Here is a 12,093-nt window from a genome sequence, read left to right as displayed (position 1 = left end):
TGTATTATATTTGAAAGCATTCATTCCCGGTTTATTCTCAACTAGAGAATAAACCGGGAATTTTATTTTTATAAAAACTGTATTTAAATTGTTGATAAATAGATAATTAAATAATTCATAATTGGTTTTATAATAAAACAAATTCTTGAACTCTATGTGTTTGATTTTCAGGTTATTGATTTTTTTTACTGGAGTTTATAAGATGTAAAAAGCTAATTTACAGAAAATTAGCAGGGTGGAACAGGATGGTGTTAAAGAATTATCCGGATAATTTTAGTAGTACTAACCTTTTAACCACCAATTATGAAAAAACATGTACTTTTTGAATTTGCTCGGATTCATTTTCGGAATAATTTTTATAAAATTTTTCTTTTTACAATTTTAAATCTTTTAATAACTCACAATTCTTTTTCTCAAAATTGGAATATTTTAGGCAACGAATCTCAGGTATCTGCTGCTGCCTCAAGTTATACTTCTATTGCAGTTTTAAATGATGTTCCTTATGTAGTTCTCAGGGAAGGAACAGGATCTGTTGTTAAGGTAAAAAAGAGAAATACTGTAACGGGAAATTGGGAACAAGTGGGTAATGATATTGGAGGTAATCTCAATTTTTCCAGAATTATACTAGATAAGACCAATCGATTTTTCGTGACTTACGTGGATGCCGAAAATGGAAATAAATTGGCCGTAAAAATATATAATGATGCAACTGATTCCTGGGAACCATTGAATAATTTGGACAATAATCTTTATGTTTCTACTGGTTCAGTTACCAATTCTGTTTCACAATACGGCTCAACACCAAGATGTTCGCTGGCTTTTGATTCGGATAACAATCCTTACATTGCTTTTGGTGAAGGTACTTCTTTAACTCCAACAGTTAAAAAATTTGATGGAACTTCATGGGTTACTGTAGGGACAATTCCTTTAAATACTACAACAAATGCAGCACAAATAGCCGTAGGGGTAAGCCTTGTAATAGATGAAGCAGATGTACCCTGGCTGGTGTTTTGTAGTCTGGCTACAGCTACAGCTTCAACTGGAACAATGGCTTTTTATAAATTCAGCGGAGGATCATGGAGCTATATTACACCAACAGTTACTGCCAGTATCAGACATACCAGTATAGCAATCAATTCGGCAGGTAATCCGGTTATTGTTTATTTTAATACAGCTGATTCAAATAGGGCAACAGCTATTGAGTATAACAAAACTACCACATTATGGAGCTCTGCAACAAGAATAGCTTCGAGAGATTCACCAAGTTTAAGTTTAATTAAAGATGTTTCAGGTAATCTTTACTGTTCTTTTATAGATAATGTAAGCAGTACGCCAACCTATTCTGCCCGTGTGTTCAAACAAGTCGCTGGTGCAACAGCATGGACAGAAATGAAAGACCCAACAGTAACAAGAGGAATTGATGAACCTGTTGGTAATTTAACTATGGCTGCAGGAAGTTTATATCCTTTTGTAGTTTATACCAAAACGAATTCAAGCAGTATTGTAACGCCTATTGTTAGGAGTTATGCTCCTGCTCCTCCGCCGGCAGTATTGACTACAAATGCAGTAGCCAATATCACAACCACATCTGCCGAATCTGGTGGAAATATTACTTCTGACGGAGGAACGGCAATTACAGAAAGGGGAATTGTTTACAGTATGAGTATCAATCCAACGGTAGCCAATACCAAAATTGTTGCAGGTACCGCCGGAAAAGGCAATTTTTCGGTAAGCATTTCTGGACTTTCGCCAGCTACGCTTTATTATGCAAGAGCTTATGCTATTAATGGTGGTACTACTTATGGAGAAAATGTCAGATTGAACACATTAGCATTGCCTGATGCAGTTGTGAATACCCCTAAACAGGTAGAATTTTTAAACCGAGGGGTTGTTGCGTTGCGTAAATCTGCTAATGAGGTTTTCATTAGCTGGAGATTGTTAGGAAATGATCCTTCAGGTATTGCTTTTAATGTTTACCGTGATAATGTAAAAATAAATGCTGCTCCAATTACGACTTCGACAAATTATATTGATAATATTGCAACAGATGGAAGCTATACCATAAAAACAGTTATAAATGGTACTGAAGGTGCAGCAACAACTCCTGTTTCGGTTTGGGCAAATAATCAATTGTCAATTCCAATACAAATTCCACCGGCAGGCACAATTCCGGATGGGACAGCTTATACTTATACGGCAAATGATGCCAGTGTTGGTGATGTTGATGGTGACGGTGAATATGAAATTTTCTTAAAATGGGATCCTACATTATTGAATCATAACGGAGGAGGATTTTCGGGAGATCAGATTTTTGACTGTTATAAAATGAATGGAACTTTGCTTTGGCGTATCAATCTTGGTAAAAACGTAAATGCCGGTCCGCACTTTAATCAGTTTATGGTGTATGATTTTGATGGAGACGGAAAAGCTGAAATAATTTTAAAAACAGCTGACGGTACAATTGATGGAGCGGGAGTAGTGATTGGTAATTCAACTGTAGATTATAGAAATTCAGGCGGATGGGTACAACAAGGTCCAGAATTCCTGACTGTTTTCAACGGTCTGACAGGAGCAGCGATGGCAACGGTTGCCTATCAGCCGGCAAGGGCAAATACAGCAGATTGGGGAGATACGTATGGAAATCGTCAGGATCGTTTTGTTTCTGCTGTAGCGTATCTAGATGGTGCCCGCCCGAGTCTTATTGTAGGACGGGGGTATTATGATAAACTGATGCGTGCCGCTTACGACTGGCGTGACGGACAATTAACGCTTCGATGGATTTTCGATAGTAAAGACGCAAGCGATCCTGGGAATAATGCACTTTCAAGTCAGGGGAATCATCAGATGACGATTGGCGATGTTGATGGTGACGGAAAAGACGAAATCATCAACGGTTCAAGTGCTATTAACGATGATGGAAAACGTCTTTGGACATACGGACAGGGACATGGAGACGCACTTCACATGTCGGATATGGATCCCGATCGTCCCGGTCAGGAGATCTGGCAGTGTCTGGAGTCTGAAAGTCAGTACAGCCCATACGGAATCCGGCTTAACGATGCCAAAACCGGAAAAATGATTTTTGGAGCTGTAACGACAGGAGACGTTGGCCGTGCGCTGGCAGCAGATATTGACCCAAACCACAGAGGATACGAAATGTGGAGTTCTTCCGGGAACTTGTATAACGTTCAGGATGGTCAGATCGGAACCAGTAAACCAACTAACGGAAGTCAGGCGGTAAATGGCGCTGTTTGGTGGGATGGTGATTTAGGCCGTGAATTGTTAGACGGTACTATTATGGACAAATGGAATCCGGCAACACAGTCATTAAACCGTTTGTTTACTATTTATCAGGCTGCTCCGGTTTCTTCTAATAATGATTCTAAAAAGAATCCGGCTCTTACGGGTGATATTTTAGGCGACTGGAGAGAGGAAATTATTCTTCGCCGTACAGATAACACTGCTTTGATTCTTTTTACAACTAATATTGCTACAGATTATCGAATTCCTACTTTGATGCATGATCCTCAATATCGTACGGCAATTGCATGGCAAAATTCGGCTTACAATCAGCCTCCGCATCCAAGTTTTTTTCTTGGTTATGATATGGCTCCGGTTCCGACATCCAATATTACCATAAAAGATATTTCTAATTTAGGAGTTAAAAAATCAGCTGCTTCAATAAGCACAAAAGTTTTTGCTTATCCAAATCCTTCCTCGGGACAATTTAATGTTCGATTCAATGGTTTTAAATCATCTAAGGCTACAGTTGTAATTTCTAATATTACCGGACAGGTTGTAATGAAAAAGGAAATAGAACTTACTGGTAATGATCAGAATGTTGCCTTTAGTATTCCGAATCAAAATCAGGGTGTATATTTTCTAAAAGTAATTAGCGATGAAGATACCGAAACACTTAAAATTATGATTGAAAAGTAATATCGTAATGGACTCTAAAAAAGAAGGTTTACAGTTTTTGTAAATCTTCTTTTTTTATGCCTTAAAACTACAGTATAGCACAGGATACTATTCGAAGAATAAATAAATATATTTGAAGCAACCACCATACTGTGTTCTATGAAATTTTACCTCATTAACTTCAAAAGAATAGTTTTTTTACAGCTCTTATTTTGCCTTCCCATTTTTGCTCAGAATATTCCTCAAAAAATAAATAATGAAATCGCAGATAAACCTTTATATCGCGATCCTGTTTTTGATGGCGCTGCAGACCCAACTATTATCTGGAGCAAAAAGTATAAAAAATGGCTCATGTTTTATACCAATCGAAGGGCGAATATTAGCGGAAATGGTGTAAGCTGGGTGCATGGAACTCCAATTGGAATTGCCAAATCAGAAGATGGAGCACATTGGAAACATAAAACGAATTGCAATATTGGTTATTCAATTAAAGATGTTACGTATTGGGCTCCGGAAGTTATTTAACATAAAAGTAAATACCATATGTACCTGACGATTGTTCCGGGTATTTTTGAAGATTGGAAACATCCGAGATATATTGTCCATTTAACCAGTAAAAATCTAATAGATTGGAAATTTGAATCACAACTAAAACTCGCTTCAGAACGCTATATAGATGCTTCTGTTTTTCAATTGCCTGACGGAAACTGGCGTATGTACTATAATAATGAGAATGATGGAAAATCCATTTATTATGCCGACAGTAAAGATTTGTACCATTGGACAGACAGTGGCAAAAAAGTAGTAAAAGACAGGGGAGAAGGCCCTAAAATTTTTAGTTGGAAAGGAAAAAACTGGATGATTACAGATCCGTGGAAAGGCTTGGCTGTTTTCTCTTCGGATGATTTTATAAACTGGAAAAGACAGGAACAAAACATTCTTCGGATTCCGGGAACGGGTGAAGACGATAAAGTAATCGGCGGACATGCAGATGTAATTGTAAATGGCGATAAAGCATATGTTTTCTACTTTACGCATCCGGGAAGGATTCCTGAAAATAAAGGAATCGACAATTTTGAAACCAGAAGAAGTTCTATACAAGTTGCTGAATTGGAATATAATAATGGCGAAATTGTCTGTAATCGTGATAAGCCAGTTAAGATTAATTTAAAACATTAATTTTGAATATTAAATGAACAGAAGAAAATTCATAATTGGAAATTCGCTAGCTCTTATAGGGCTATATCTTCCTTTTTCACTTAAAGCAAATAGTTTTAAAACTGATCCAAAAATTTCTGATTTTGAAAAAAAACTGAAACCGGTTGGACGTGCCCTTGAATTTGAAGATTATTACGTATGGTGCAACAGCCCTATTGAAGGGCCCGATGGTAAAATTCATGTCTTTTTTTCGCGCTGGAAAAAGTCTAAATCAATGAGCGGCTGGATTAACGGGTCTGAAATTGCTCATGCTACCGCTGATAAACCAGAAGGCCCATATACGTATGTTAGTACCGTTTTGGCTCCCCGTGGCGAAGGCTTTTGGGATGCAACGACCTGTCATAATCCCAGTATTCATTTTGTGGATGGAAAATATGCACTTTTTTTCATGGGAAACTCTAATGGTAAAATGAATACAAAACGTATTGGATTAGCCACTTCAGGTTCTCTTTACGGACCATGGAAAAGACCGGATGAACCTTTGCTGCTTCCGGGAAATGAAGGCTTTTGGGATGATCTTTTGACTACAAATCCTTCTTTTTTAAAACATCCAAACGGCGAATACTGGCTATATTATAAATCATTGGATACAGAAAATTATGTACATTCAAAATTTCCAATTAAAGGAAACAGAAAATATGGTTTAGCAGTTGCTAAATCTCTTAATGGGCCTTATAAAAAATATGAAGGAAATCCTGTTATCGATTTCTCTAAATTAGGAGACAACAAACAATGCGAAGATGCTTTTGTGTGGTATGAAAATAATAAATTTAAAATGCTGGCAAGGGATTTGGGTGTTTTCGGACAAGACAACGGATTGTATATGGACTCGGATGATGGAATTCATTGGTCTGAACCTTCAATATCCTATCAGCCGCTGAATAAATATATAACTCAGCCAGAAGCGCCAAAACATCTCAACCGTTATGGGCGTGCAGAACGTCCACAGTTGTTATTCCAAAACGGAAAAGCAACATATTTATTTACTGCTTCACAAGGCGGGAAATTTGAAACGGCTTCTTCGTTTATCTTTAAAATAATGTAAATATCTTTAAAAAATAACTTTATTAAAACTTATAATGATGATTAGAAATGCTTTTAAAATGAAATTAAAACCAGGTTTTGAAGCTGAATACAAAAAGCGACATGACGAGATCTGGCCTGAATTAGCAAGCCTCCTTTCAGAAACCGGTATACAGGATTATAGTATTTTTCTGGATGAAGAAACACTGATACTTTTTGCCGTTCAAAAAATAAGTGATGATTTTGATTTTGATTTGTTGCCAAACCATCCGATTGTAAAAAAATGGTGGGCTTACATGGGCGATATTATGGAAACGAATCCGGATAATTCTCCTGTTGCTATTGGTCTGAAGGAAGTTTTTCATTTAGATTAATTATTTTTGTGATTTACCATAATTTAATATACAGCAACAGGGAAAGGAAAATTTTTAAAATATACTTATGAGACTTCATACAAAAAACACATTTTTAGGAGCGATACTATTTTGCATGATGTTTCAATGCTGGTCACAAGACACAAGGACTTTTAAGGTTTTTCAGTTTCCAGCTAATAAAATTCCAACCATTGACGGAAAATCAGATGACTGGAAAATGGTCCCTGAAAGTTATATTGTCGGAATGGATCAGCTATGGGAAGACAGCGGAAAACATGCAAAAGCAAATCCTAAAAACATAGATATAAGCGTAAAAGTGGCATGGGTTAAAGGACTGAACCGACTGTATTTTTTATATGAAGCTTATGATGACTATTGGGATTTTTCTCTGCCGGGACTACATAATGATACGTTTGAAGTGATTGTTGATGCAGATCAGTCGGGCGGACCATTTATAGACCGGTTTCATCCTAATAAAGCATTAACAAATACTATGGATGCTTATTTTTCTTATCATGGTGTTCATGCACAAAACTATCATATTTTCACTCCTGCCGAAGGAAAAGACTGGACACTGGTTTGGGGCAGTCAGCCATGGATTAAGGAACTTCCGTATGCGAATGCTGCTTCCAGTTATAATTTTAAAGCTGGAGAATCAGGAAAACTGACATTAGAATTCTGGATCACTCCTTTTGATTATGCAGGAAACGATTCGTCAAGAGCAGTAGAATCCATATTGAAGGAAAATAAAAACATCGGACTTTGCTGGGCCATCATTGATTATGATGATGTAAATAACGAAAAAAATAACGGTTTCTGGAACCTGTCCAAAGAACATACGATGTACGGAAATGCTTCTTACAGTCTTCCGTTTAAATTAATGCCTTTGGAAAAACAATTCCAAAAGGAAATAAATGCTAAATGGACGTTCAATGTAATTGATAAAAACAAAAGAACGGTAGCTTTTATCGATCAGTCTGTAGGCGAAATTGAATCTTACAGATGGGATTTTGGGGACGGAAGTTTTTCATCAGAAAAAAATCCGGTTCATGAATATAATGAGGCCGGAAAATATATCGTAGTTTTAGAGATTTCAGGCCCAAAAGGAAAATCAAGATTATCAAAAATCTGGGATGTTGCCGTAAAATAAGTAGTAAAATAAAATCACAATAATGAAAACTAAACTCTGTCTTTCAATCGCTTTATCGACTATGATTTTTATAAGTTGTAAAGCTCAAAAATCACAATCGGCTAAAATTGTTTTAACCAATAATTTGGATTTGGAATTGCCTCAAAAAACGGTTTCAATAAAAAGAAGTACGCTTAAGGTTAAAGGTATTGAAAAATCTTTTCCAATCCTTTTGCAGAATTCAGATACTATTCCAGCTCAGGTAAATGATCTGGATGGTGACGGAAAATGGGATGAATTATTCTTTGTGGCTGATTTTTCGGCAAAAGAAAAGAAAACAGTGGAATTGAAATGGTCAGAGACAGATCCTAAATATTCAGTAAAAACCAGTGCCCGTTTCGGAAAAAGAGAAGCGGAAAATTTACCTGTTCAGCCTGCAACCGAAGAAGTTTTGTTAGCGAATCAGGTGTATAAAAAATTAGGTTTTCAAAAATACCAGACCGATGGCCCAACCTGGGAAAATGATAAGGTAGGTTTCAGGCATTATCTGGACGGAAGAAACTGTAAAGATGTTTTTGGTAAAAGAACTCCCGGAATCACGCCTGAAAATGTAGGTATTAGCAGCAAAGGCGCCGTAGAAGATAATTATCATCAGATGCACGATTGGGGAAGGGATATTTTTCCTGTTGGAACTTCTGCCGGATTAGGCGGTTATGGATTAATTGTTGGAGAAGAAATCAATAGACTCGGAATTCTGATTAACGATACAATCAATAATGTTGAAAAAACGACTTTTAAAATTGTGAGTGAAGGTCCGGTAAATTCGGTTTTAAGTTATAAATATCAAAACTGGCAGGCTTCCGGCAATAAATATCAGGTACAGGAAACTGCTTCCATCTGGCCGGGAATGTACGGATATAAAAATACGGTTTCTTTAAACGGACTTAAAGGAAATGAAACGCTGGCTATTGCATTCTCGAATATTAATAACCAAAATCCGTTGCAGGTAGTTGATTCCGGAGATTACGTTTGTTTTATCCTTCATGATAAATTAACCTATGAGCGTCAGTGGATTCTGGGAACGGCTATAATTATTCCAAAAGAGGCTTACAAAGGTTATATCGAAGCTCCAAAAACAGGTAAACTGACCAATTCCTATTTGATAAAAGTGAGTACAAAAAATAATCAGCCAATTAGTTATTATCCTGTTGCAGGATGGGAACTGAGCGCTGATCCAAACTTTAAAGATGCTGCTTATTTCAGCAATTATGTAACGACTCTTGCTAAACAGCTTTCGGCCAAAATAAAGGTTGAAGTAAGCAAATAATAAAATTTCACTAACTAAAATATCTAACCATGAACTATAAATCAACCAAAATTATAGCCTTATTTGTTTTTGGAACTTGCAGTTTTGCAAATGCCCAAACCAATGATGCTACAACGCCTTTACATTTAATGCAGCCTGATTATCCTACACCTTATGTTATTCCTCAAAAGGAAAATATAAAAGCAGTATTGGACAGAGTTTATAGTTTTTTGGATAAAAATTCAGCTTCAAAAATTGTAAATGCAGCAACAAAGGCTGAAATTACAGACTATAAGAAAAATAAAGAAGACGTAATTTTCGAACCGGGTGCTTTCAGGCTTACGAGTTACGAATGGGGCGTAACCTATGCCGGAATGCTTTTGGCATCTAAAGCTACAGGAGAGAAATACTTTGCCGATTATTCCAATAAAAGAATACAATTAATCGCTGATGTTGCAGAAAATATTCAGGAAAAAAACATCAAAGACAAAGACATGCTGAAAACGCTTCATCCCGAAGCTTTGGATTTTGCAGGAGCGCTTTGTACCGCTTTTATTAAGGCAAAAAAAGATGGTTTAAAAGCCAATATTGATCCTTTGGTTAATAATTACATCCGCTTTATCAGCAATGAACAGTTTAGGTTAAAAGACGGAACTTTAGCCAGAAACAGGCCTCAGGACAATACGCTCTGGTTAGACGATATGTTTATGAGTGTACCGGCTTTAGCACAAATGGGAGCTTACACAGGTGAGACAAAATATTTTGATGATGCCGTAAAACAGGTTAATCAGTTTTCTAAAAGAATGTTCAACGAGCAAAAAGGAATCTACATGCACGGCTGGGTTGAGTCTATGGAAGTGCACCCGCAGTTTCATTGGGCAAGAGCTAATGGCTGGGCAATAATGACCATGGTTGAATTACTTGAAGTTTTGCCTAAAAATCATCCCGGATATCCTCAGGTTTTGGCACAATTGCAAAAACATATCGCCGGCTTGGTGCAGTATCAGCACGGAACCGGTTTCTGGCATCAGTTGCTGGATAAAAATGATTCGTATCTGGAAACTTCTGCAACGGCTATTTACACGTATTCTATTGCCAGAGCAATTAATCGTGGATATGTAGATAAAATGACCTACGGACCTGCTGTTTTACTAGGCTGGAATGCAGTTGCTTCAAAAGTTAATGACAAAGGACAGGTAGAAGGAACCTGCGTAGGAACAGGCATGGGCTTTGACCCTGCTTTTTATTATTACCGTCCTATAAATGTTTTTGCCGCTCACGGTTATGGTCCGGTTTTATTGGCTGGAGCCGAAGTGATTTTGCTGTTAAAAGACAATCAGTTTCAGATAAACGACAGTGCAATACAGCTAAAAGTTGAAGGTAAAAACAATCTGCACAAGTAAGTTAAAAGTAAAATGTTATTTGTGAGAAGTTAGAAGTTTTGAATTTTAGTCATATTAACGATTGAAGTAAATTATTCTAAAAAAATTATAGTTAACTATTTTACGAGCCATAAAATTGAATAGCCTCTAGCTTGAGCTGGAGGTTAAAATTGTCTTGCATTATGGGCTTTAGTCAAATTCTATTACTTCGAAATAAATAAAACTTTGCGTCTTTGCGCCTTTGCGAGATTAATGCAGGCAGTAATAACAGACTTGTCAATTCCTAAAAATGAAACCAAGATGAAATTAAAACCCACAATAAACATAATTTCCTTTTTCTTTACCGTAGCCGTTTTTAGTCAGATTGGTACCCGTTTTCCATCGGAAAAAAAGATAATCAAAGACCCTGTCACGGGTCACGAACTCATATTTTTAACCACAAAATCAGCAGGAGATTCTAAAACTTACCCAACGCATCCGCAATGGACAGCTGATGGAGAATGGCTCATTTTCAGAACTAAAAGAGCGAACGGTGAAGCAGTGGCGGTCAATGAAAAATCGGGTATAATGGTTCAGGTTACAGAAGGCGGTTACAGCGGGACTTTATGTATGGCTCAAAAAAGCATGAAATTGTATTTTATGCGAAAAGGCGAAGGTGATAAAATGCAGATCATAGAGGTAAATCTGGAAGCTGTTTTTAAAGACAGTCAGGACGGAAAAATGAAACCAGTTTCTGCTTATGAACGAATTTGTGGTGTAACCAATCCGGAAATGGGAGCTTCAGGCGATGTGGCTCTGGATGCTGATGAAGAACGAATTTATTTCAGAATCGGAAAAGAAGAAGCAGCAAGACACTTAGATCCGAATGTAAAAATAGAGAAAAGCATTGGTCCAAGAAATATGGGTGCAGGACCAGGCGGAATAAGCAGCATGAATTTAAAAACAGGCGAATTTAAGCATGTGGTTTCAGTACCATTTCAAGTTGGGCATATCCAGTCAAATATCTGGAATCCGGGTGAACTGGTTTTCTGTTGGGAAACAGGAGGAAAGTCGCCTCAAAGAACGTGGACCGTTATGGCAGATGGAACAGGCCTAAGACCTTTGTATCCCGAATCTGATTTTGAATGGGTCACACACGAAGCAGTGATTTCTAAAGATGAAGTAGCAATAGCGATTATGGGGCATCGAAAAATAGATATTCAGAAAGAAGCTCCCGTAGCAATTGCTGAAAATGGCGAAATCAGAAATCCGGTTAATCCCGGACAGGAAAGCAATTGGGGCAATACCGGAACACGTGAAAAACCTACTGGCTTAGGAATTGTAAATCTTAGAACCAGAGAAATGATTATTGCCGGACAAACCAAAAGCGGTAGCGGATTATGGCATGTACACGGTTCCGCTGACGGACGCTGGGCAGTTGGAGATGATTTTTCAAGAAGTTTATATTTAATTGACCGAAATACAAACGAAATGATGATACTTACCACAGGACATAAAACAACGGCGGCTGATCATATTCATCCCACGTTTAACAGAGACGGAACGAAAATCCAGATCCAGTCGGCAATGCTTTCTGAAGACAATCGCTCGATGAATATCTGTATTGTGAATGTTCCAAAAGAATGGCTGAAAAGGAATGTCAAATAATTCAAATTACTAAATAGAAGAATAAAATTCTAAGGCTGATTGATACTAAAAAGGCGATTGTGAAAAATATTTTATAATCGCCTTTTTTTTCTTTAT

Annotated in this window: 9 protein-coding genes; all 9 read left to right on the top strand. The window is 37.2% G+C overall.

Translation table 11 applies throughout. From position 1 onward, the window contains the following. The first annotated feature begins 303 nt into the window (after positions 1-303). The 9 genes from OZP09_RS02225 (at position 304) to OZP09_RS02185 (ending at position 11,997) form a co-directional block, all read left to right on the top strand. Positions 304-3,939 carry a rhamnogalacturonan lyase family protein gene (locus tag OZP09_RS02225; RefSeq protein WP_269236322.1) on the top strand — a complete coding sequence of 1,212 codons (3,636 nt, stop codon included), beginning with the start codon at positions 304-306 and terminating at the stop codon, positions 3,937-3,939. 138 nt (positions 3,940-4,077) lie between these two features. Beyond that, positions 4,078-4,443 carry a glycoside hydrolase family protein gene (locus OZP09_RS02220; RefSeq protein WP_269236321.1) on the top strand — a complete coding sequence of 122 codons (366 nt, stop codon included), beginning with the start codon at positions 4,078-4,080 and terminating at the stop codon, positions 4,441-4,443. Positions 4,444-4,461: 18 nt separating this feature from the next. Beyond that, positions 4,462-5,097: a glycoside hydrolase family protein gene (locus OZP09_RS02215; RefSeq protein ID WP_269236320.1), complete on the top strand. Its 636-nt coding sequence runs from the start codon at positions 4,462-4,464 to the stop codon at positions 5,095-5,097. A gap of 13 nt (positions 5,098-5,110) precedes the next feature. After that, positions 5,111-6,181 (top strand): glycoside hydrolase family protein, encoded by a 1,071-nt coding sequence (locus tag OZP09_RS02210; RefSeq protein WP_281310209.1) that lies wholly within the window; start codon positions 5,111-5,113, stop codon positions 6,179-6,181. Between the two features lie 37 nt (positions 6,182-6,218). Then, positions 6,219-6,533 (top strand): L-rhamnose mutarotase, encoded by a 315-nt coding sequence (rhaM, locus tag OZP09_RS02205; protein WP_269237789.1) that lies wholly within the window; start codon positions 6,219-6,221, stop codon positions 6,531-6,533. A 67-nt stretch (positions 6,534-6,600) separates the two neighbouring features. Continuing rightward, positions 6,601-7,683 carry a PKD domain-containing protein gene (locus tag OZP09_RS02200; RefSeq protein ID WP_269236318.1) on the top strand — a complete coding sequence of 361 codons (1,083 nt, stop codon included), beginning with the start codon at positions 6,601-6,603 and terminating at the stop codon, positions 7,681-7,683. A 22-nt stretch (positions 7,684-7,705) separates the two neighbouring features. Continuing rightward, the gene (locus OZP09_RS02195) at positions 7,706-8,989 is read left to right on the top strand and encodes a DUF4861 domain-containing protein (RefSeq protein WP_269236317.1); all 1,284 of its coding nucleotides are present in this window, start codon (positions 7,706-7,708) and stop codon (positions 8,987-8,989) included. A 29-nt stretch (positions 8,990-9,018) separates the two neighbouring features. Continuing rightward, positions 9,019-10,371: a glycoside hydrolase family 88/105 protein gene (locus tag OZP09_RS02190; protein WP_269236316.1), complete on the top strand. Its 1,353-nt coding sequence runs from the start codon at positions 9,019-9,021 to the stop codon at positions 10,369-10,371. A 279-nt stretch (positions 10,372-10,650) separates the two neighbouring features. Continuing rightward, positions 10,651-11,997: a hypothetical protein gene (locus OZP09_RS02185; RefSeq protein ID WP_269236315.1), complete on the top strand. Its 1,347-nt coding sequence runs from the start codon at positions 10,651-10,653 to the stop codon at positions 11,995-11,997. The last annotated feature ends 96 nt before the right edge of the window (positions 11,998-12,093 follow it).

This window comes from Flavobacterium flavigenum (assembly GCF_027111255.2).
GTDB lineage: Bacteria > Bacteroidota > Bacteroidia > Flavobacteriales > Flavobacteriaceae > Flavobacterium > Flavobacterium flavigenum.
Note: the sequence above shows the minus strand (reverse complement) of the source record. Positions and strands in the feature narration are given on the sequence as shown.

What these genes read in the sequence shown, in the direction of transcription:
- OZP09_RS02225 (WP_269236322.1), top strand. Translation starts at nt 304, where the DNA reads ATGAAAAAACATGTACTTTTTGAATTTGCTCGGATTCATTTTCGGAAT.
- OZP09_RS02220 (WP_269236321.1), top strand. Translation starts at nt 4,078, where the DNA reads ATGAAATTTTACCTCATTAACTTCAAAAGAATAGTTTTTTTACAGCTC.
- OZP09_RS02215 (WP_269236320.1), top strand. Translation starts at nt 4,462, where the DNA reads ATGTACCTGACGATTGTTCCGGGTATTTTTGAAGATTGGAAACATCCG.
- OZP09_RS02210 (WP_281310209.1), top strand. Translation starts at nt 5,111, where the DNA reads ATGAACAGAAGAAAATTCATAATTGGAAATTCGCTAGCTCTTATAGGG.
- rhaM (WP_269237789.1), top strand. Translation starts at nt 6,219, where the DNA reads ATGATTAGAAATGCTTTTAAAATGAAATTAAAACCAGGTTTTGAAGCT.
- OZP09_RS02200 (WP_269236318.1), top strand. Translation starts at nt 6,601, where the DNA reads ATGAGACTTCATACAAAAAACACATTTTTAGGAGCGATACTATTTTGC.
- OZP09_RS02195 (WP_269236317.1), top strand. Translation starts at nt 7,706, where the DNA reads ATGAAAACTAAACTCTGTCTTTCAATCGCTTTATCGACTATGATTTTT.
- OZP09_RS02190 (WP_269236316.1), top strand. Translation starts at nt 9,019, where the DNA reads ATGAACTATAAATCAACCAAAATTATAGCCTTATTTGTTTTTGGAACT.
- OZP09_RS02185 (WP_269236315.1), top strand. Translation starts at nt 10,651, where the DNA reads ATGAAATTAAAACCCACAATAAACATAATTTCCTTTTTCTTTACCGTA.